Origin of the sequence: Lactobacillus gallinarum DSM 10532 = JCM 2011 (assembly GCF_001434975.1) — a bacterium.
Taxonomy (GTDB): domain Bacteria; phylum Bacillota; class Bacilli; order Lactobacillales; family Lactobacillaceae; genus Lactobacillus; species Lactobacillus gallinarum.
This window is the reverse complement of sequence record NZ_AZEL01000047.1, coordinates 59,603-82,104: the sequence shown is the minus strand read 5'-3', so window position 1 is coordinate 82,104 and position 22,502 is coordinate 59,603. Positions and strand designations below refer to the sequence as shown.

21 protein-coding genes are annotated in these 22,502 nt (G+C 38.0%); 4 read left to right on the top strand and 17 right to left on the bottom strand.

From position 1 onward, the window contains the following. The first annotated feature begins 291 nt into the window (after positions 1-291). A complete protein-coding gene (locus FC37_RS06195) occupies positions 292-702 on the top strand; it encodes a hypothetical protein (RefSeq protein WP_025005567.1) in 411 nt (136 codons plus the stop codon). A gap of 145 nt (positions 703-847) precedes the next feature. Here the strand turns inward: FC37_RS06195 and FC37_RS06190 are convergent, their stop codons facing one another. Then, positions 848-958 carry a putative holin-like toxin gene (locus FC37_RS06190; protein ID WP_025005568.1) on the bottom strand — a complete coding sequence of 37 codons (111 nt, stop codon included), beginning with the start codon at positions 956-958 and terminating at the stop codon, positions 848-850. Between the two features lie 252 nt (positions 959-1,210). Here FC37_RS06190 and FC37_RS06185 point away from each other — a divergent pair, with 252 nt between their 5' ends. Then, positions 1,211-1,648, top strand: a complete 438-nt coding sequence (locus tag FC37_RS06185; RefSeq protein ID WP_025005569.1) for a hypothetical protein — start codon at positions 1,211-1,213, stop codon at positions 1,646-1,648. A 269-nt stretch (positions 1,649-1,917) separates the two neighbouring features. Continuing rightward, positions 1,918-3,939: a KUP/HAK/KT family potassium transporter gene (locus tag FC37_RS06180; RefSeq protein ID WP_025005570.1), complete on the top strand. Its 2,022-nt coding sequence runs from the start codon at positions 1,918-1,920 to the stop codon at positions 3,937-3,939. A 218-nt stretch (positions 3,940-4,157) separates the two neighbouring features. On the opposite strand, the gene FC37_RS06175 is transcribed toward FC37_RS06180, so the two are convergent. The 12 genes from FC37_RS06175 to FC37_RS06125 all read right to left on the bottom strand — a co-directional run bounded on the left by FC37_RS06175 (position 4,158) and on the right by FC37_RS06125 (position 18,316). After that, entirely contained in the window at positions 4,158-6,089 is a 1,932-nt protein-coding gene (locus tag FC37_RS06175) for a M13 family metallopeptidase (protein ID WP_155830891.1), read from the bottom strand. A gap of 89 nt (positions 6,090-6,178) precedes the next feature. After that, entirely contained in the window at positions 6,179-7,396 is a 1,218-nt protein-coding gene (locus FC37_RS06170) for an MDR family MFS transporter (RefSeq protein ID WP_056945548.1), read from the bottom strand. A gap of 115 nt (positions 7,397-7,511) precedes the next feature. Further along, the gene (locus FC37_RS10930; RefSeq protein ID WP_269082139.1) at positions 7,512-7,646 is read right to left on the bottom strand and encodes a hypothetical protein; all 135 of its coding nucleotides are present in this window, start codon (positions 7,644-7,646) and stop codon (positions 7,512-7,514) included. 55 nt (positions 7,647-7,701) lie between these two features. Continuing rightward, positions 7,702-8,898 carry a DUF438 domain-containing protein gene (locus FC37_RS06165; RefSeq protein WP_025005572.1) on the bottom strand — a complete coding sequence of 399 codons (1,197 nt, stop codon included), beginning with the start codon at positions 8,896-8,898 and terminating at the stop codon, positions 7,702-7,704. Further along, positions 8,891-9,460, bottom strand: a complete 570-nt coding sequence (locus FC37_RS06160) for an iron-sulfur cluster assembly protein (protein ID WP_025005573.1) — start codon at positions 9,458-9,460, stop codon at positions 8,891-8,893. Before FC37_RS06160 ends, FC37_RS06165 begins: the two co-directional genes overlap by 8 nt. A 52-nt stretch (positions 9,461-9,512) precedes the next feature. Continuing rightward, entirely contained in the window at positions 9,513-10,226 is a 714-nt protein-coding gene (nrdG, locus tag FC37_RS06155) for an anaerobic ribonucleoside-triphosphate reductase activating protein (protein WP_025005574.1), read from the bottom strand. Then, positions 10,226-12,430, bottom strand: coding sequence for an anaerobic ribonucleoside-triphosphate reductase (gene nrdD, locus FC37_RS06150; RefSeq protein WP_056945547.1), 2,205 nt, complete (start codon positions 12,428-12,430; stop codon positions 10,226-10,228). Before nrdD ends, nrdG begins: the two co-directional genes overlap by 1 nt. Positions 12,431-12,622: 192 nt before the next feature. Further along, entirely contained in the window at positions 12,623-12,895 is a 273-nt protein-coding gene (locus tag FC37_RS06145) for a hypothetical protein (RefSeq protein WP_025005575.1), read from the bottom strand. A gap of 101 nt (positions 12,896-12,996) precedes the next feature. After that, entirely contained in the window at positions 12,997-14,280 is a 1,284-nt protein-coding gene (locus FC37_RS06140) for a carboxylate--amine ligase (RefSeq protein WP_025005576.1), read from the bottom strand. Positions 14,281-14,302: 22 nt separating this feature from the next. Next, positions 14,303-16,252 carry an asparagine synthase (glutamine-hydrolyzing) gene (asnB, locus tag FC37_RS06135; protein ID WP_056945546.1) on the bottom strand — a complete coding sequence of 650 codons (1,950 nt, stop codon included), beginning with the start codon at positions 16,250-16,252 and terminating at the stop codon, positions 14,303-14,305. A 115-nt stretch (positions 16,253-16,367) separates the two neighbouring features. Beyond that, entirely contained in the window at positions 16,368-17,777 is a 1,410-nt protein-coding gene (locus FC37_RS06130; RefSeq protein ID WP_025005577.1) for a metallophosphoesterase family protein, read from the bottom strand. A 53-nt stretch (positions 17,778-17,830) separates the two neighbouring features. Further along, a complete protein-coding gene (locus FC37_RS06125) occupies positions 17,831-18,316 on the bottom strand; it encodes a hypothetical protein (protein WP_025005578.1) in 486 nt (161 codons plus the stop codon). Positions 18,317-18,470: 154 nt separating this feature from the next. Here FC37_RS06125 and FC37_RS06120 point away from each other — a divergent pair, with 154 nt between their 5' ends. Then, a complete protein-coding gene (locus FC37_RS06120; RefSeq protein WP_025005579.1) occupies positions 18,471-19,043 on the top strand; it encodes a DNA-3-methyladenine glycosylase I in 573 nt (190 codons plus the stop codon). Between the two features lie 46 nt (positions 19,044-19,089). On the opposite strand, the gene phnE (FC37_RS06115) is transcribed toward FC37_RS06120, so the two are convergent. From phnE (FC37_RS06115) to FC37_RS06100, 4 genes are read right to left on the bottom strand one after another with little or no spacing between them, the layout of a single operon-like run. Next, positions 19,090-19,902, bottom strand: a complete 813-nt coding sequence (phnE, locus tag FC37_RS06115; RefSeq protein WP_025005580.1) for a phosphonate ABC transporter, permease protein PhnE — start codon at positions 19,900-19,902, stop codon at positions 19,090-19,092. After that, on the bottom strand, positions 19,902-20,693 hold the full coding sequence (phnE, locus tag FC37_RS06110; protein WP_025005581.1) for a phosphonate ABC transporter, permease protein PhnE: 792 nt from the start codon (positions 20,691-20,693) through the stop codon (positions 19,902-19,904). The genes phnE (FC37_RS06115) and phnE (FC37_RS06110) overlap by 1 nt, the downstream gene beginning before the upstream one ends. Then, on the bottom strand, positions 20,693-21,466 hold the full coding sequence (gene phnC / locus FC37_RS06105; RefSeq protein ID WP_025005582.1) for a phosphonate ABC transporter ATP-binding protein: 774 nt from the start codon (positions 21,464-21,466) through the stop codon (positions 20,693-20,695). The genes phnE (FC37_RS06110) and phnC overlap by 1 nt, the downstream gene beginning before the upstream one ends. 30 nt (positions 21,467-21,496) lie before the next feature. Continuing rightward, complete coding sequence (locus FC37_RS06100) at positions 21,497-22,432, bottom strand: phosphate/phosphite/phosphonate ABC transporter substrate-binding protein (RefSeq protein ID WP_025005583.1); 936 nt, start codon at positions 22,430-22,432, stop codon at positions 21,497-21,499. Between the last annotated feature and the right edge of the window lie 70 nt (positions 22,433-22,502).

Genomic DNA, 22,502 nt, shown 5'->3' with positions numbered 1-22,502 from the left:
AGTCCGTTAGCAACTCGCGGACTCAAAAGGCTTTGGTAATTAGACGACCTCTATCGCTAATAGTTGCGAGATTATTAGTGACAAGTCAAATCCGTATCTAAGCAAGTTGGTGTTCTGGTTAGCACAAGCTAGCGAGCCACTAAGCCCTAGACTTCAGTCTAGGGTAGTTGACTATTAGTTAAAAGTAAATCTTCTATTTATCCTTTTTTACCGAAATGCCTTAAACTATAATTTAGCAATCAAGGTTCTCGCTGAACCTAATTCACAAAATACATGGGAGAGAGATTTTTAATGAAGAAATTAATCTTTTGGGGTGCGATTTTTGCTATGTTTTTGATTGGCGGAGGTGGCGCTGGCGCCTATGTTAGTCACAATAATGCCGTTCAACGCAACAGTCAGAGCAATTCTAATATGAAGTCCAATACTAAGGAGAAAAATAGTAATTCTGCTGATGTAGACGAGAATTCTAATTCAAGTTCAGATACTTCCGGCTCTAGCAGTTCCGACAAGGACAAGAATAAGGATCATCAAGATAAGGACAAACAATCTAGTTCTGCTTCATCTTCATCTAGCGACAAGGATGCCGATGCTCAATCTAGTTCTTCAAGTAGTACCAAACAATCAAGCAGCCAATCTAATCAATCTTCTAGCAGCGCGCAATCATCAAGCACCCAGAGTTCAGATGATTCAGATAATAAGTAATTGCTGCGGGTCTATGAACTTGCTATAATATGTAATGAAAAAGAGGTCGGCAAATAAGCCAACCTCTTAATGTAGAATCGCGTAAGCGGTGCTATCAAATATTGTTACTTATTCAATAACTGCCGGCTCTGCACAGCCAAAGCAGTTATTTTTTTCGTTGATCAAAAAACTTAATCAACTCAACAACTAATGCAATTAGAGTAACGACAAATGTGCCGAATTCTAACATTAGTTGCAACGCATCTGCAACAGACACGAAGGCTTCTCCTTTCTATTAGGAGATGCAAGTATGAGTTAAAATTTACTCATAAGCACCATCCCCTTCCGGGATAGCCACCACTTCAGCTTTTCTACGGCTAAAATTATACTAAATCCAAATATACGTTCACAAGCAAACATTGTTAAAGAAATTTCCTAAAAGCAGTTAAATTTGCTTTTATTTGCAGAAGTCGGTAGAATTATTATTGATTTTGCATCTATTTATTTTCTAAATAAAGGGGTAACAACTTTGACTGAAGAAGAAAAGAACGCTCAAGCACAAGCATATAAAGAAACAGAAGAAGAAAACGACGATCTTAAAGTCGTAATGCCAGAAGCTAATAAGACTACTATGCCTAAGGAAGAATTCAAGGAACAACCTGATTACTTGAAGGTCTTCGCTAACTTCTACATTGCTCAATTTGATGAAGATGACCTTGAAATCATCAACCTTTACGATGAAAATCACAACATGGTTGATATTAACAGTTATCTCTTGAACAACATCCACTTCCCACGTAAGAAGTTGGTTGAACACGTTTTGCAATACCATGATTACAACTTTAAGAACTTACTTGATGTAATGGTTGAAAAGACCGGTGTTAAGCCAGAAGACATGCTTACTTACGAAGCATGGGACAAGTGGTATGAAGAACAACGTGCTAAGATTTCTTCATCACTTTCATAATTTATATTGAAAAAGGCTCTCGATTTGGGAGTCTTTTTTTGTGTTCAAATATATTCAATTGAGAAGGGTGTTCAGTATAACTGACAAAAAGCGCAAATTTTGTCAGTTATATTGAACACTCTGCTTTTTTAAACCCAAAATTAAAACATAATTATTTTACTTGCAATGTGAACTAAAATAGACGAAAATGAATGTATTAAAAGGAAAATGTCATCGTGGCATTTTCTTTTTTTATTAATAGCTACAATTTATTTGTGGGAGATATATAAATGAATACTAAGTCAAAACGTATGAGCGCGGCTGGCTTGCTGATCGCCATTGGTATTGTCTATGGCGATATCGGTACTAGTCCACTTTATGTTATGAAGTCTATTGTCGAAGGCAATGGCGGTATCGGAAATGTTAACCGCGATTTCATCATCGGTTCCATTTCTTTGGTTCTTTGGACCGTGACACTACTAACTACCTTACAAACGGTTTTGATTGCGCTAAAAGCAACCAACCATGGTGAAGGTGGTATTTTTGCTCTGTATACTTTGGTTAGAAAGAGAGCCAAATGGCTGGTATTGCCTGCTTTGATCGGTGGGGCTGCCATCTTAGCCGATGGTACGTTAACTCCAGCCGTAACTGTCACCACCGCGATTGAAGGGTTAAAAGGTCTTCAATTTGGTGGCGATGTTCCTGTTTCTACCCAGGAAATGGTAATCATGATTACCGTAATTATCCTGCTGGTGCTCTTCTCTATTCAAAAGATGGGAACCAGTATCATCGGTAAAGCATTCGGCCCTATCATGTTTATCTGGTTCACCTTCTTAGGCGTCATGGGTGTTATCAACATGGCTGGCGATTGGTCAATCATTCAAGCGATTAACCCAGTTTATGCCATTAAGTTACTCTTCAGCCCTTATAATAAAGCCGGAATCTTTATCTTAGGATCAATCTTCCTGGCTACTACTGGTGCTGAAGCTCTTTACTCTGATGTAGGACACGTTGGTAAAAAGAACATCATCGGTTCATGGCCATTTGTATTTGTTTGCTTGTCACTCAACTACTTTGGTCAAGGTGTTTGGATTTTGAACAATCCAACTTTCCGTCCTGCTGACGGCGGCGTGCTTAATCCATTCTATGAAATGATTCCAATCAACATCAGATTGTTCGCTATCATCTTGGCTACTGTTGCCGCTGTTATTGCTTCACAGGCTTTGATCACCGGATCATTCACTTTGGTCGCTGAAGCCAGTGGACTTAAGTTCTTGCCAAGAATGAATATCGATTATCCATCAACAGAAAAAGGTCAGATCTATATTCCTTCCATCAATAAAGGAATCTGTGTTGCTACTATCGCAATCGTTTTGTACTTCCAAACTTCTGCTCACATGGAAGCAGCCTATGGTCTTTCCATCACGATTTCAATGCTTGCAACTACCATCTTGCTTTATGAATGGTTAGTATTGAAGAAAATTAACCCACTTTGGAACTGGATCTTCTTGATCTTCTTCGGTGTTCTTGACATTATGTTCATGATCTCAAGTTTAACCAAGTTCACCCACGGTGGTTACGTATCACTCTTCATCGCTGGTGTAATCGGCTTCATCATGTATGTTTGGTACTACGGTAACAAGGTTCGTGATAAACGTGAATCTAGAAATGCTTATGTTCGCTTAGACGAATATACCGATATGCTTACCAACTTGAGTCACGATGAGGATTACCCAACTTACGCTACTAACTTGGTTTACATGGCTAACGTTAAGTACAATAAGTTTATTAAACGTGAAATCTTGTACTCTATTTTGGATAAACGTCCAAAGCGTGCTAAGGCTTACTGGTTCGTTACCGTTAATGTAACCAACGAACCATTTACCGCTGAATATGCCGTTAATACCTACGGTACTAAGAACGTAATTAACATTCAGCTATACTTAGGTTTCAAGAAGCAAACTAGTGTGAATGTCTACATTCGTCAAATCGTTCACGATTTAATCGCTGACGGCACAATCGAACCACAACCACAGGAATACACTACTACTCCTGGACGTGATGTCGGTGACTTCTCATTCGTTATCGTTAACGATGTCATCAGTCCTCAAACTCAATTAGTTGGTTATGAAAAATGGTTAGTCGAAGCTCGTGTTCGTTTGCAAAACTTGTCTTCTAACCCTGCTTCATGGTTCGGTTTGGAATACGCAGATACCGTCATTGAACGTGTACCATTAATCTTAGGTAAACCAAATCCATCTTACATTAAGCGGATTAAACCTAAGGATTATTCCACTGCGAAAACAAAATAACTAATAACAACTAAAAAAGCTCCCTGATGGGAGCCTTTTTTAGTGCATAAAATTTATATGGGTATAAGTTATAAAGGCCGCAGTGTAGTAGCAAGCACTGTAGTCATCTTTATTATAGAATTCAATATAAAAAAGGCTACTCTTTAGCCTTGAAAAATAACAAATTAGTAAAAATGACAAAAAAATAACCTTGCTCAGCAAGGTTATTTTATGTTTTATTACCAAATTACAACGCGTTTTTCAGGATCGAGCCACATGCCATCATGCTCAGTTACATCAAATGCCTTGTAGAATTCTTCCTGACATTGTGATTGAACATTGGCACGTTCTGGACCTGGAGCGTGAACATCAACTGATACTTGAGTCTTGATACTCTCTGGTAATTGCTTAGTAGCCCAAACGCGAGCAAAGTTTTCAAACAATTCCTTCATGTTGCCGTTTTCGTCCTTGTTAGCTTCAACAGCAGCGGTCAAACCACCTTGGTCAGCAATATTTTCTGACACAATTTGCTTACCGTTAAGAGTTACTGGACCATACTTAATGCCGTCAAACAAATCAATTTCAGCCTGAGTACGCTTCTTAAATTCAGCGAAGTCCTTTTCAGTCCACCAATTCTTCATATTACCAAATTCATCGAATTGAGCGCCGTTGTTGTCGAAAGCGTGAGAAATTTCATGGGCAATTACGACACCGATACCACCATAGTTCAAACTACGTGATTGCTCCAAGTCGTAGAATGGCTTTTGTAAAATTGCAGCTGGGAAAGTCAAATCGTTTCTTTGTGGATCGTAACATGCGTTAACGAGGTTACCTGGCATAAGCCATACGCTGCGATCAACATCTTGACCTAGTTTTTCCAAATTGTACTTAATTTGTTCTCTACCAAATTGAGCTTCATTAGCATAAAGACTAGCCTCTGGATCAACAGTCAAGCGATCGTAGATTTCTTCGATCTTATCTGGGTAACCAATCTTCAAGATCAAAGCACGCAACTTAACAATTGCCTTATCCTTAGTTGCTTGCGAAAGCCATGAATTTTCGCGGATTCTCTTTTCATAAACGTTAAGCATCTTGTGAATCATGTCAGTGACATCGGCCTTAGCTTCTGCACCGAAGTATGTTTGACCATAGTAAACACCAACTACTTCGCTAAAGTCACTGTTAGCGATGCGGTATGCTTGCTTAACACCGCTTGGAAGTTCAGGTTGACCAGACAAAGCTTGGCTAAATGGGAAGACTGCTTTACGAAATTCTTGTGACAATGAACTAGCTACACCATTAACGAACTTAACTAACATCCAGCCCTTAATTTCTGCGAAGTTATCTTCATTCAAAAGTTCTTCAGCGTGGTCTAAGTAACGAGGCTCAGTATTAATTATACGTTCTGGCTTCTTAGCAAAGAGTTCACCTAAGAAGTAATCCATCTTGAATGACTTGAACTTATCAGCAAAATCAGCGCGAGAAATTGGGTTATAAGCAGCTGGATAATCAGCCCATTCTTCGGCAGACTTAACTACCTTGGCAATTTTAGCATCATATGCCAAAGCCTTTTCTGCATAATCTTCCGCTTCAGACTTGCTAATACCGCTCATTGTTAATAAGTTGATTGATTGCTTCTTCAATACGGCTAACAACTTTTCTGCAGCTGGAGTCTTATAAGTAGTAGTATCTGGCAAAAATGTGCTTGGGCCACCAAATTGCAGTGAATGAATCTTAGTATTCTTCATATCTGCTTCTACTGAGAAATCAAATGGCATAGGAAAACCATTTCTAAAGAAGTCCGCAGCTTTCAAAGTAAAGTCAGCGAAGTTGCGCAAATCTAGGATTTCATGCAGATCTGCTTGAATTGGATCTGCACCATCCGCATTTCTTCTGTCAAAATTCTTAGCAATCTTGTAAAGTGCTACAGCCTTTTCAAAATTAGGCACATTTGGTAAATCTTTTTTACCATCTGCAAAATCCGCAAAATCTTGCATCAATTCTTTTTCAATATTCAAATCAATACCGTCAAAACTACTAGTTCTTGAACGATCTGATGGAATCTTAGCATTCTTTAACCATTCTGAGTTAACGGCTAAGTATAAATTATCTTGTGGACGAGCTGATAAATCTGCTTCGGTAATATCGCCAGCACCGCCGCGTACAGTCATTTTATTATTCAAAGAGAAATCCCCCTTTATTATCAAATTAATATTAAATCACTTTAATTATATCATTTTTATTTAATGCAGTCTGCAGTCTACTTATATAAAGTAAGTTTTTTGGCTAATTTTGCATAAATTGGTATCATCATGACAATCATTAAAGCGATGACGATTGCTGCAACCCAGAAGAAAGGAATATAACCAGCCTGGTCAATAACTAAACCACCAAATAGTGGACCAAAGGCTCGCCCAATACCACTGGCAACCATTGTTGCTCCCTGATATTTGCCCTTACTTGTTTTAGGTGATAAGTCATTCACATAGGCTGGAATAGCTGGGAAGGCAGTTGATTCACCCAATGTCAAAATAAACATTGATAGTGCAAAATGAGCAAAATCTTTTGCAAAGACTAATGTAATAAATGATAGTGAAAACATGCAGATACCAAAAATGATCTGATGGAAAAGATTTTTAAAAATATTAGGAAATCTAGCTAAAATTCCCTGCATAATTACAATCACACTAGCATTTAAAGTCCAAAGCAAACTGTACAAATGGAACGGGATGCCTAGTGAAACCATATAAACGGACAAGTTAGATTCCCAGTTCATGTACATTAACCAAGTAATACCTAAAGTAGTGAAGAAAGCCATCGTCATAATAAAGTTGCGCTTAGGCATAGGAACCGCCTTTTGTGTATCTCCGCTTTGTCCTTTAGCAACTCTTTCCTTATGAAAGGCAATGATTGGTCGATAATTAAATAAAGCATTGATGAAAGCAACAACGAAGAGCAGCGCAGCAATCACAAACAACAATGTAACTGAGTAATCATACAAGTATCCCACGATCAAAGTACCGGTTACCACACCCAGATTTTGGGAGAAATACAGCACATTGAATACGTATCTACCCGGATGATGTCGTAAACTCGTGGCAATCGAATTAATTAGAGTACCGTTCCAGCCGCCTAAAAAGCCAGTGATCGTTAGCCAAATCCAATATTCAGGCCAGCCGTGGAAGATTGCCATCAAGAATAAAACAGCCGCATCAAGGCCTACGCCCCATAAGATCAACGGATACGGGTTGTATTTATCATAAAGGCGTCCGGAGATGATTGACCCCAGAATATTTCCCGCACAGTTACAAAATAAAACGACCCCAACCATAGAAAGGCTGATGTGCAACTGTTTATTTAAATAAACTGAAGTCAGTGGCCAAATAAAACTTGCTCCAATCCAGGTAGCTAGTTCACCTAAAATCAGCCAACGTAATTTGATTTCATCGCTTTGTATTTTTCCATGCGCAAGTTTCATTTAATCATTTCCTTTCTTACTTCATTATTCATTCTTAACCTTAAGTGTAACAAAAAAAGAGTGATCTTGGACAAGACCACTCTTGAAATATGATGGATTAATTATCATTGCTAACTCACCACGGTAATTCCTTACCCTTTGGTTCTCCCCAATCTATCTCATGATCACGAATTCCATCATCTTTCCACCCTGCAAATAATTCGTGATTATCTTTAGGCTTATATTTAAAAAAACGCATTTCTTCTACCAATTTATTTAGCTCTTTCTTGATCATATTATGAAAAAGTATATTCTAATTTAACCTTCTACAACTTTTTCTTTTCGCCTTTTAAATTTTGAATCTTAGTAATATCTTCCGCAACTTCCAAGCATCCCAAATACTTTCCATTTTCATCGCGCACAGCATAATAGCGCAAATACAATGTTCTCCCCATCTTTTTAGGAGTAAACCAATATTCGATTTCATCACGCTTGCCTTCATGAAAAGCTTTAAAAATCTTCTCAATCAACGGCCGACTCTTAGCCGTATGACAGGAGAAAACTGAATTGCCAATCGCATTTTTAGAATGCGGATAAATTGCGGCACCACCGCCAAAATAGGCTACCTTGTCATTTTCATCAATAAAAGTTAAAGCAAATGGCAATAGATCCAAGATTGCATTCAATTGCTCTAAATTAAGCGCACCTTCCTTGAAGTTGATAAAGAATGAACTCAAATTTTTAACATCAACTGGACCTGCACTATTTTTAGGAAGCTGAGGCTGCCAATTCATCGGCTCACGAATCAAAGTATAGCCAATCTGCTTTTCCTCATTTTTGACATTGTACCAATCTTCTTGATTTGCGACTTCATCAATCATCGGAATCATGATCTCTTCTTCCTTAAAGATCATTTCTAAGACTTCGTGGCTGGCTTTTTTGATTACTTGGTCTAACTCATCTATCTTCACCTGATCTTGGTTAGCGACCTTCTGTGCATTCCTAATCAATGCGCGAATATCATCATCCACACCCCACATTACTTCCGGTGGAGCCGTAATGCCATACTTATTCATAAGTGGAAAAAGTGAAGTCTCTTTTCTGCGATAATGCTTATCGATCGCCGCCAGATCCTTCAATTCTTGCCTAATTTTCTTCAAAGTGTCTTTTCCCTGCCCATATTTAGCTAAATCTGGCAAAAGCGCATCCTTAATTAAAGACTTAAGCACCATATTTTCCAACTTGATCGTGTGAACGGGATGTCCAGGAATCGCAAAATCAGGATTTTCTTCATTTTGCTTAATATTGCCCTTGAACACATCCGCATGGACATTACACAAATACTGAATATCTGCTGGATTCAACCCTTGCTTGATCAATTCCCGTTCAGCTGCCGTAATCTCAGCCACGTCCACTTGATCAAACTCTTTTTGAAACATTTCCTTGGCCGTTTTAAAATCACCGTCATTTTGAATATAATGCAAAATCTTTAAAATCGCATCTTGTCTTTTTTTATCAGTCATTGATTACCTTATACCCTTTTTCTTCAAACGCTTTTTTCACCTTCGCCAAATCAATTTTCATGGCTTGAGCTCCAAGCGGAATCGTCATTACTCTACCTACCGTATTAAGCAAACCTGGAATCTTAATTCGAGTAAAACCACAATCATACATAATCTGAACAAAATCCGGATATTTATCCGCCATCTTTTTAATTGGTAAATTAAAGTCGATTATCTTAGCTTCATTTTGAGACTCAGCCTTCTTTTTCTCCTGCATCCCCAGCTGCTCTTTTGCCGCCTCTGACATGCGTTCAGGTGACCACACAGGATACCAAACTAGCCGAATATCACATTTACTAATGCCATCAACCTGCAAAACTGCATTTTGAATGCTATTTTGCAAATAATCAGACAGTGGACAACCCATAATAGTCAAAGTCATCTTGATAGTGGCTTTTTCTTTTTCAATATCAATACTGTAAATCAGGCCCAAATTAACTACATCAACCTGTAATTCTGGATCAATTACCTTAGTCAATGCCGTCATAATTTGATCTACTTGTTTTATATTTTCTTCTTTCATCTTTTTCCTATCTAGCAAAAAAGTCTGGAAATCTTCCAGACTTTATTCTACTTTATCGCTGTAATTTATCCCAGATTACTACCTTGCCTGCCTTCATCGATTTAGGCACATCAATGATGCGCTGATTACTAGAACCTCTGAACTGCAAGGTTAAATCCTTTAAATCATTCATAAAACGACCGTCGACTAAAATATCGATCTTCGAAAGCATTTCTTTTTTATCAGGCGTCTCTTTTTGCAATTCGTCCCAAGTATAACCTGACCAAGACCAAATATCTTTTTTATGACCAAATTCTTTTCTAATACGATTAATAATTCTTAGACAAACATCAGTATTCAGGAAAGGTTCGCCGCCCAACAAGGTTAAGCCTTGCACGTAGGACTGAGACAAATCATTGATAATTCTGTCTTCCAATTCTTGAGTATATGGGAAACCATAATTAAAGTTTTGTGCTGCTAGATTGTAACAACCAGGGCAATCAAACAAACAACCTGAAACATATAGACTACAGCGGACGCCTTCACCATCGACAAAGTTAAAGGGCTTATAATCAGCTACTTTATGCTTAGAATAATCCTTTGATACCCATTCACCCGGCTTAGGGTTCTTAGGCTTACGATGCAATCTTTTTAGCTTTTTTTGATGCTCAATCTGCGGTTTATATTGGTCTGGATCAACAAACATGGTATCGCCACCCATATTAACCTTGATTAAGTTGCTGCGAATGTCAGGCCCTTCTTGTGGATTTTTATCTTTTTCAGGCATTAGTATTCACCATTCTTAACTTCTTCTTCAGTAGCCAAGCTATCTTCCATGCCAAAATCCATATGTTTTACACGGTGAATAATTTCTTCGTGACGGCCGTGAACCATCGGTCTCTTCAATGGGTTACCCAAGTAGCCACAGGTTCTCTTAACACAATCACAAGTTGCAGGATCATGGTTACCGCACTTAGGACATTGGAAGCCTTTAGCCGTAGATTCAAATTCACCGGCAAAACCACACTTGTAGCATTTATCAATTGGTGTGTTGGTTCCGAGATATCCTACCTTGTCGTAAGCCCAATCCCAAACAGCTTCTAGCGCTGCCGGATTTTGCTTCAAGTTAGGATATTCGCAATAATGGATAAAGCCACCAGCTGCATAATATGGATATGGTGCTTCGAAGGTTAACTTTTCAAAAGGTGTTGGGTGTTTTCTGACATCATAGTGGAATGAATTAGTGTAGTATTCCTTGTCTGTAATATCTTTGATTTTGCCAAATTTTTCCGTATCAAGACGGCAGAAACGATCAGTTAAACTTTCACTAGGAGTTGAATATAAACTGTAGTGCCAGTGGTACGGATCTTCTTTTTCCCATTTAGCACACAAGTCGTGCATGCGTTTAACAATTTCAATAGTAAAATCATGCGCTTCTTCATTGTGTTCCCAATCAGGACCGTAGAAGACAGTCCCCACCTCGTACAAACCAATGTAGCCTAATGAAATAGTAGCACGACCATTCTTGAAGAGTTGGTTGACATCATCACCGGGCTTAAGTCGTTTACCAAATACACCATATTGATACATGATTGGAGCATTTTCTGGCTTAGCTTGAATAGCGCGACGACCCTTAAAAGCGAGTGCTTGATGACAGGTCCGCATACGTGTATCAAAGATCTTCCAGAAAAGTTCTTTATCGCCATGACTTTCCATCGCAATTCTAGGCAAGTTCACGGTTACTACACCGAGGTTCATTCTACCTGAGTTTACCTCATGACCGTTTTCATCTTTCCAGCCTTGCAAGAATGAACGACAACCCATCGGTGCCTTGAATGAACCGGTGATTTTTTTAATCGTGTCGTACATCAAGACATCTGGGTACATTCTCTTAGTAGAACATTGAATAGCCAATTCTTTGACATCATAATTAGGATCGCCAGGATGAAGATTCAAACCCTTTTTGATAGTGAACACTAGCTTAGGGAAGATAGCCGTTCTTCTTTCTCTACCTAAACCTTTAATTCGAATTCTCAAAATATCTTTTTGAATTTCTTTTTCAATCCAAGAAGTACCAAGACCAAAGCCTAAAGTTGTAAATGGAGTTTGTCCTTGACTAGAGAACATGGTATTGATTTCATATTCAAGACCTTGCATCGCATCATAGATGTCCTTCTTGGTTTGCTTTCTGGCATATTGCTCTACCTTTTCAGGATCGTCAATAAATTCAGCCGCATCCTTTAAGTGCTTGCGATAATTCTTTTCCGCAAATGGTGCAAGAACTTCATCAGCACGATCAAATGAACAACCACCATACTGACTAGAAGCCACGTTGGTAATAATTTGGGTAACTTGGTGTGTTGCTACGTTGATTGAATTAGGGCTAGTCATATAGGCATTACCGATCTTAAAACCGTTAGTCAACATGTCCTTAAAATCGATTAAGCAGCAGTTAGTCATTGGTGAAAGAGGCGTGTAATCTAAGTCATGCCAGTGAATATCACCGCGCAAGTGAGCTTTAGCAATGTGCTGCGGCATCATAGTCAAACCAACGGTCTTTCCCACCGTACCCGCAGTTAAATCACGCTGAGTGCTGAAAACTTCACTATCTTTGTTGGCATTTTCGTTAACGATCGTAGGATCGCCATGCACCATGCGCTCTAATCTAGCACGAGTATCAGTCTGCTTGAGCCAATTCTTCTCGTCTTGCTTACGATAATCTACGTAAGCTTTTGCCTCATCCAGATAGCCTAATTCATGCAGGCTCTCTTTAAAAGCATGAGCTACATCTTCGGCCTTCACAGTAGCGGTAGTTAATTTAGCTGCAATCTTTTCAATCACAGCATCTGCTTCATCATCCAAGCCGAGACTGTGCAAGACCATTTTTAATTTAAAAATTTCAAATGGATATTTCGCCCCATCACGCTTAATGAAGGTCGTTGGCAAGTTTAATTCAGTTTCTTTTTGATAGTCAAATTCTCTTTTAAGCATAATTATCACTCCAAAATCTCGTATCTAAATCATACCATAGGTACAACATCTTGTATTCTGTTCAAATATAGATGAGTATATCTTGTATTAGACAAAATAGCGTGTTAAAGGGAATAATTCATGCAAAAATAATTTCAAAAAAAGATGAAGCAAATCAAATTGCTTCATCCCTCAAATAATATTAATCTTTATTTATTTTTTAGCTTGAGCTTTTTCAATCAATATTCTGATGATATTCAAGACAAACATCCAAGCAATGTTGTAAATCCAAACCTCACAGATCATCCAAAGCGAAATTCTTGGAACTAACCAGCCAAAGTAGCAAGAACATAATTGTTTGCAGTTGTGCTGGATCACTAACGGCAAACCAGTTTTAGGATCAACTTTCAATTTAGTTAATACTTGCTTCAAATCAGTTTTTTCTAAATCTGATTTTGGAGCTGTTTTATTTGATTTTTCATCCATCAGAATCCCCCTTTTCAAAATACTCTGTTCTGTTCACGTTCATTGTAAGGCCATGACAGACAAAAAAGCCACCGAAACAACTTCGATGGCCTTAATTATCATTATTTATCTAATTTTTCATTTTCTTCTTTAAAGATTTTGCCCTTATTAACTTCGTAATAAGTCTTGTAGCGCTTGTAATAGTTATGGAACATGTACTTCATCAATAGCCAACGCTTAAAGCTCTTGTCCTTATCATAGAAAACAGTAGTGCCATAACGACCTTCACGAATTAATTCATCGGCCTTTTCTTTATATTCATTTTCAAAGGCATATTCATTGAAGATCTTCTTTGGTACACCCAACCATAACTTGTACTTAGATTCAAGTTTGTTACCGTAAACAGTTTCCTTATCCTTCAAGGCATCTTCTACATAATCATCAATGTACCATTTAGCTAAATTGTAGCCATTCAAGGTTACGTAGAAGCTAGAACGACCCTGACGTAAGTTAATTTCAAAGAATTTGAATTCGCCGTCTCTTGGATCGTACTTGATATCAAAGTTAGCCATACCAGTATAGTTCAACTTTTCAAGGAATTGTTGAACCTGTTCATACAACTTTTCATTGTATTCTGGCAAGATAGCCATGTAGTTGCCAATTGACTGTGGCGTTGGATCTTCCAAAAGTGGGTGACCTAAACACATCATCTTCACTTGATGATTCTTATCTACATAAGCATTCAAGGTACGCATGTTAGAGTCATCACCCGGGATAAAGTCTTGCAAAATAAGATCAGCTTTGTATCCGTGAGTATAAATCTTAGTAACGATATCCTTGAATTCATCCTTATCTTGAATGGCAAAAGTCTTCTTACGACCTTCAAATTGACATTTAAGCCATGAAACAGGATCCTCTGGCTTAAGTTCTACAGGGAAATCGAATGGTACGTCTAAATACTTTTCAGACTTATAGTCATCCATGGTAATGATCTTAGTCTTAGGATATGGCAAGCCATATTCTTCAGCAGTCTTGTAGAAGCCTTCCTTTGAAATTAAAACTTCAAGCAAGTCATAATCAATATAAGGAACGATGAAGACTTTACTCAATTCTTCCTTGTGCTTAGCCAAAAGTTCCGCATAACCGTCACCACAAGCGATCAAAATAACTGGTTCTTCGTGACTCTTGTATTCTTCCATCTTCTTGTGCATTACATCCATGAAAGTTGGATCACTACTAAAACCATGATGCAATTCAACATCGACAATGCTGGAGTAGCGCGTTGCGGCAAGTTGAACATCAGCCAAAGCTTTAACCTTGATACCATAGGCTTCATTAAACGAACGAGCCATACCATAAACATTAATGTCACTACCAAGTAAAATTGGTGTAAATTTTTTAGTCATTATCCTAAATTAAACCCCTAAATTATAGTAATTTGCCTTGTGAAATTAATTTTGCAACTTCAGGTTGAACATGTTGGTATTTCTTAACAGTATTTTCGTAATCAACAAAGAACAACTTGTACCAAACAAGGAAGGTGTAGATAGCCCAGATTTGACGTCTGTGTGAGCCGTCCCCTTCGTAGTTGTCATCGAGCAATTTAATGATCTTCTTTTGATCAAAAATATCGTTAACAAATTCTTCTTCAAACAGAGCACGAACTTGCTTGTAAAAACGTGGTTCCTTAAGCCATTGTTTGATTGGCGTTGGGAAACCAAGCTTTGGACGTTTTGCCCATTCATCTGGCAAAACTTTTTCTGAAGCCTTACGCAAAGCATACTTAGTATCGTGACGGTTAACTAAGTACTTAGTTGGAATAGAGTTGGCAAGCTCTGCAATCTTCTTATCAAGATATGGTACACGAACTTCAAGTGAGTGGGCCATTGAGATCTTGTCAGCTTTTTGTTCAATATCATTAAGCATAAAGTGGTGCAAATCAATGTATTGCATTTGCTTAACGTTATCAATATCCTTAACCCTCTTGAAGTCCTTTTGATAAATGCCATTAACGGTCAACTTATTGCGGTAAGTTGGCTGCAAAATACTATTAGCATCCTTAGAAGTAAAGATAGTTGGGTAATCCATATCATAGATGACTGATTGACCTACGTAAAATTCACTTGGCTCAGCTAAATTAGTATACATGTGAACCTTACCTGGGAAGTTAGGCATCTTCTTAATTTTATGAGCTAACTTAACTTGCTTCTTCTTAGGCAATTTCTTTAATTCGCTAGTAAAGACCTTAATGATGTCATTATGAGTATGCATTCCGTAGTTGACATAACCAGCAAACAATTCGTCAGCACCTTCACCAGAAAGAGCAACAGTAACATGCTTACGCGCTAATTTACACAAGTACCAAAGCGGAATGATTGATGGGTTAGCATCAGGTTCATCCATGTGGTATTGCATTTCTGGGAAGTCGCGCATAGCTTCATCAGCGTCTACCTTGTCACTAAAGAAAGTCCAGTGATTGATATCTGCCAAAGCCTTAGCCTTTGAAGCTTCATCGTAAGTTGAATCATCAAAGCTGACTGAGAAAACATCATCTGGGTTAAGCAAAGTAGTTAAGTATGAAGAGTCAACACCTTCAGATAAGAACGCACCAACTTTAACATCAGCGTTTCTGTATAAATCAACAGTTTCTTTCAAGTCATCGTTGATTCTCTTTAAAGTTTCTTCAAAGCTTAAGCTATTTTCCTTATATTCAGCATCCCAGTATTGATGAGTCTTCATTTCACCATCTTTATATTCGAACCAGTGACCAGCTGGGAAGCGGTAAACACCTTTAAAGAAAGTTTCTTCAAGGTCATTATATTGGTTCATTAAATATGGCTTAACGGCTTCAACGTTTAATTCGCGCTTAAACTTTGGAAATTCCAAGAAGCTCTTCAGTTCTGAACCAACAAGCAAGTGACCGTTTTGGTTGCTGTAATACATTGGCTTAATACCAAAGAAATCACGAGCACCATAAAGAGTCTTGTTGTTGTCATCCCAGATAAGGAAAGCAAACATTCCGCGTACACGCTTAAGCAGGCCATCCATGCCCCATTCTTCATATCCATGAAGAAGAACTTCAGTATCTGCCTTAGTTGAAAAAACGTGTCCAGCTTTAATTAATTCTTCTCTAAGTGGCTTAAAGTTGTAAATTTCACCATTAAAAATAATGGCTCTAGTTTTATCTTCATTATAAATTGGTTGACTTCCGCCTCGAAGATCGATAATTGACAATCTTCTAAAGCCAAGTGCAACTTCATCATTAGTGTAATAACCGTCGGAACTAGGTCCACGGTGCTTGATCGTCGCCATCATCTTACCAATGACAGCTTGTTTTTCATTTATTTTTGGATCATAAAATGCGACAATTCCGCACATAGTCAAATTCCCCTAAGTTAATCTCTCTAAAATTATATCTAGTTATTTTTTCACGTTAACTTTCTTATTATAAGCTAAAGACTTGTAATAGCCAAATGGCTTTACCATTCTTTAATCAAATAAAGTAAACGCGTCTTCTTGAAGCTGCACCATAACCAAACGACTGAATCCGATGACGCTTCAAATCAACATTTACAATATAGCCCGCAAATTCATTGTTATGATCAATTTTACGGTTCAAATTCTTATTATATTTAGTCGTTAACGAATGATTTGGTCCCATTAAGGCTGAGCAATTGAATAAAATATATTGAATACCATTAATGCGATATTGATCTTCACGGTGACGATGTCCGCAGAAATAAGCTACAATACGAGCATTTTTCACTTTAGTAAAATCAAAGTGGTTAGATAAACGAAATTCAGCGGGTTCACCATCACTGGCATGCATCCGTCCCTTTTCGCGTTGGTTAAAGGCAACTAATAATTCATGCAAAGAACGTCCATTATATTTCAATGCGTTTGAGCCCTTTCGATTAATTGGATTAGCATGACTCATGAAGATGATCTTCTTATTGGAAGACTTAGTAAGAATTTCAATAATTTCTTCGATCTGATCTTCCCGCACTGCCAGAGTAATTTTAGTATCGTAACGTTTGTGACCTTTATTATCTAAAATATAAGGAAGGTCAGAAGTATTAACAGACACTACCCGAACATCATCAATATCAAAATAAGCTACGCCATGCTGACGAGAAACATAATGGATGCCCTTTTGACGATACATGTCGGGCCACATAATATTTTCAAATTCATTTTCAGGGAACGATGCTTTAAGATCATGATGCTCATCAAATTTATCATTTTCATCGTGATTTCCCTTAATATTTAGATATGGTACTTTATCTGACTTAAATGAATCCTTTAATTTAATAAGTTCACTTTCACCGATTAAACCGGCATCAGAGCCATCAATCCAATCGCCGAGGTGTGCCTTTAAATCAAGCAAGCCAAACTTTTCTAAATAAGCAAACTCTTGCACATGTTGCAAGCCGTTCCAACCGTAGAAATCCACACTATCTTTATCTTTAAAATGAGTATCGGTGATTACTCCGATATTGACTGAATTCTTACCTTCACGAATATGCTTTTTTACTTCGCTTACATAATTATCAAGATAGTCTTCTACCAAGTAGCGACGGCCCGTTTTTTTACTATGAAATGCTCTAAAACGCCCTAATTCATTACTATACTTACGAATATATTCAGGCGCTAGTTCAGTTGTACTTTCGGAGCTAAGTGCCTGACGCAGTATTCCATCCTTATCTTGATAAACGGTTAGCACAAATTTCTTACCATCTGGTGTACCATCTTCTGCATCAACATGATATTCACCAATAGTGGTATATTTTTGCATAGGATCTAGTAACTCGCCATCTTTATCCATGGCTGAACGCTTTCTTGCTCCTACGATCTTATCTACGATCTTATCAACTATTCCTTTAGTATGTTTCAATAGCTTCATTTTTTCGCCCCAAAGACAAAAAAAGCCGGCTCTCGCGACCCGACTCAAATAATTTATGCGTTGTGTGCTAAAGCATAAGCAGCAAGTCCTACTGACAAAACAGCATCTTTAGACAATACTTCTTGTAAATCCTTGGCAGCGATTGCTTGAACTGCGCCAATAACCTTTAAACTGTAAACGATAACTCGATAATCAGTGGCTGGATCATACAAATCATCTTCATATGGATTTTCGTGGTTGTAAGTTAAATTAATTTCATCCTTATCAACATAACCATCAACGTGGTTAGTTAAGATACGGTCATGTAAATCAGTTAACTTATCAGCCATTTTGATCAAAGTTAATTTATGATCGCTTTCTGCTTCGTAGTATTCTTCTTCGGTCATATAAAAGTAATCTTTAATAGGATTATTCAAAACGCCCAAGTTATCAATTACTTTATAGACAGCTTCAGCGTCAAAGTCTTGTTCACCATTCAAAATCTTGTCTTGTGATAAGGCTAAATCATCAGCCAACATCATGGTATCTAATTTTTCCATATGATCCTCCTCAAAATTCACCCCTAATTATAGCAAAAAAAGGGATTAAAGCCTGCATTTCAAACTTAAAAATAAAATTTCTTAGAAAAAAATCCACTTTTTTTGCGTAATAAATATTAGAGAGTAAAAATATTATTTTAAAGGAGAAAATTTCATGAATGAAACTAGAATATTACGCTGCCCTTGGGGCGATGTAAAAGACGAAACAGTGAGAAACTACCATGATCATGAATGGGGCAAATTAAATTTAGATGATCAATATTTATATGAAATGCTGGTACTTGAACTTTTTCAATCAGGGCTCAGTTGGTCCACAATTTTGCACAAACGCGAGAACTTCAGAAAAGCTTTTAAGGAATTCGATGTAGAAAAAGTTGCTCAAATGACCGATTATGACGTAGGCCTGCTGATGCAGGACAAAGGCATCATCCGTAATCACATCAAAATCAATGCCGCAATCAAAAATGCTAAGGCGATCCTAGTAGTTAAGCAAGAATATGGCAGTTTCGCCAAATATTTGCAAAGTTTTATCCCTTCACCAATTGTGCATCATCCCGATACCATTGCCGAAGTTCCTACCACTAACGACATTGCAAAGCAGATTGCCAAGCAAATGAAAAAAGATGGTTTCTTTTTCGTAGGTCCTGTAATTATCTATTCTTACCTCCAAGGAATTGGCTTAATTAATGACCATCTTGAAGATTGTTACTTCAAAAATAATGGATGAAAAAAAGAGAAGACATTTGTCTTCTCTTTTTCATAGGAATTAAAAATTAAACTAACTTCTTTCTGATCCAACCAGAAATCCAGTCAATAATTACAACCATAATGATAATTCCCAGCAAAATGATACCTACACGATCCCATTGACGGTATTGCAAAGCAATGATCAATGGATAACCGATACCACCGGCACCTACCAAACCAAGGATAGATGCGGAACGAATTGAAACATCAAAACGATACAAGGTGTTAGAAATTAAAGCTGGCATCAAGTTAGGCATAGTTGAAAACATGATTACGTGGAACTTAGAACCTCCGGCTGCAATAACAGCTTCGTTTGGCCCTTCTTCCAAGTTTTCAATAGCTTCTGAGAACAACTTGGCAAGCATACCAACTGAGTGGAAACCTAATGCCAAAACACCGGCTGCAGAACCAGGACCCACGGCCTTGATGAACATCAAAGCAAGAACAATTTCAGGGAATGAACGGATAATTGCCAAAACAATTTTACCGATTCTTGAAGTGTACCAATGCTTGTGCTTGGTGTGGGCTGCCCAGAAGGCAAATGGCAATGAAATAATTGCGGAAATGAATGTACCTAAGAAAGCGATACAAATGGTTTGCCACAATTGTGAGATCAAGTCTTCACCTGAGCCATTGTAAACATAGCTCCAGTCAGGATGGAAAATACCTGAGAAGATTGCACCGGCAATTTGACCAGCAGTGGCTTTAATACCACCGAAGTTAATACCAGTACATGACCAAACAATAATTACGATAGTGGCAATTGCAATTAGCCAATGTGCAACTTGTTTCTTACGGTCAACGGGTTTAGCGGGTAATTTTTTCATTGTAGTATCCATTATTTCATTAACGCCTCCCGTGACTTAGATGAAACGTAGTCGATCAAGACAACAACCACGATAATAACGATGATGATCGTACCAGTTTGAGCGTAATTGAAGACCTGCAAAGTTTGTTGCAAGTTCAAACCAATACCACCGGCACCGATATAACCAAGGACTGTTGATGCTCTGACGTTGATTTCAAATGCATATAGAACATATGAAATGAAGTAAGTGATAATTTGTGGCATAACTGCGTAATGGATAATTTGCAATTTGTTTGCACCTACGGCAGTCAAAGCTTCAATTGGACCTGGATCAATTGTTTCGATTGCTTCGTAGAACAACTTAACAACCACACCAAAGGTGAAGACTGCCAAAGCCAAGATACCAGCAACTGGACCGATACCTACGATAGCTACGAAGATCGCACCAAGAAGCAAGTCAGGAATAGTTCTGACGATATTCATAATGACACGAAGTACGCCAGTTACAGCCTTATTCTTAACAATATTACGGGCAATCAATAATGAGTAGATAAATGCGACAACAGATCCAATTACCGTACCCAAGACAGCCATCTTGATGGTTTCAATCAACTTAGGCCAAACAACGTTCAAGTAGCTCCAATCTGGATGAGACATTTGAATAAAGATGTCAGCAAATTGGTTCCAGTTTTCAAACAAGACACTAATGTGCGTGTTAGTAACATTGATTGAAATAAATAGTCCTGCAATCATGATGATTGTCCAAACCAAGTTCATTACTTTGAACTTACGCTTAGGCAATTGATTTACTTGTTCAGGCATTATTCATCCTCCTCGCTGCCGTTACCACCGTTGTAAATATTAGTGAAGACAGACTTAGGAGTATCTTTCATCTTGCCATCGTAAACTACTTGACCAGCACGGATACCGATTACTCTTTCACCAAATTGTTGTGCAAGTTCGATACTGTGCAAGTTAGCAACTACGGTCATGCCGTATTTTTCATTAAGCATCTTCAAGTCATTCATGACTCTCACTGAAGTCTGTGGATCAAGTGATGCAGTTGGTTCATCAGCCAAGATGATCTTTGGATTTTGCATAAGCACACGTGCAATAGCTACACGTTGTTGTTGACCACCTGATAACTCGTCAGCACGTGCATAAACTTTATCGGCCAAATCAACTTGTTGTAAAGCTTCATAAGCCTTTTGTTTATCTTCTTTATCGAATAAGTTAAAAGTAGTCTTCCAAGTTGGGTAGTAAGCTACGCGGCCTACCAAAACATTGCGCAAAACACTAGAACGCTTAACCAAGTTAAAGTTCTGGAAAATCATTCCGATATCGCGACGTAATTTACGCAAATTCTTGCCTTTAGCACTTGTAATTGATTTGCCGTCAATCAAAATATCGCCTGAAGTAATATCATGCAAACGATTGATTGAACGTAGCAAAGTTGACTTACCAGCGCCAGACAAACCAACAACTACTACGAATTCACCTTTATTAATAGTTAAGTTGATGTCCTTTAAACCTACAGTACCATTGTCGTAGATCTTGGAAACATCTTTTAATTGGATCATTGGCTTATCTGCCATTTAATCGTCAAACTCCCTTAATTAAATTTATTATTTCTTAGTTGATTCAACGATCTTGTCGTATTTACGGATAACGTTGAAGTCACTATCTTTTGCGTATGCGTAACCTTCGTGGCTATATACGCTTTCGATAACTTTCTTACCTTCCTTTGACTTACCTACAGCGATGAATGCCTTAGCAAGCTTCTTACGGAATGACTTAGACATACTTGGAATTACTGAGATAGTGTCGTTAGGAATTGGCTTAGTAAAGTAAATTGGAACAACTTGACTCATGATCTTTGGGTTGTCCTTCTTAACGATGTTACGTGCATCTTCAAAGACGAAGGCTGCATCAGTATCGCCGTTTAATACGTTCAAAACAGCTTGGTCGTGACCAGTAACAGTAACTAACTTACAACTCTTAGTTACGTCCAAACCCTTTTGCTTAAGTTCAGCAACTGGGAATACGTATCCAGCTGATGAAGTTGGGTTTTGTACTGAAATTGACTTACCCTTTAAGTCTTTCCAGTTCTTGATCTTTGAACCCTTCTTAACAAGGATTTCTGCACGATAGCTCTTTACTAATTGGTTAGTTGCTTTACCACCTGGTTGCTTAACACCGTAACGTTCAGCTTGCAAAAGCAAATCAGCTGCGCCTTGCTTGTGAGCTAAAACATAACCATCTGGTGGAAGGAAACCTACATCAACTTTCTTTGATTTCATAGCTTCCACAACGGTGTTGTAGTCAGTTGACATAGAAACGTGAACTGGGATACCCAATCTCTTTGAAAGCATCTTTTCAAGAGGCTTTGCACGGGCTTGCAACTTAGTTGCAGCTTGACTTGGTACAAATTGAATAGTTAATGACTTTGGAGTGTAGTTTTCTTTGTTAGATGAACTACTACTCTTGCTTGAACATGCAGTTGCAACTACCGCAACAAGTAATGCAACTACTGCTACCAAGATTCTTCTAAATCTTTTCATATTGTCCTCCATGAACAAAATAGTGATAAAACAAACAACGCCATAAAAAAAGACTTAATTACGGGCGACA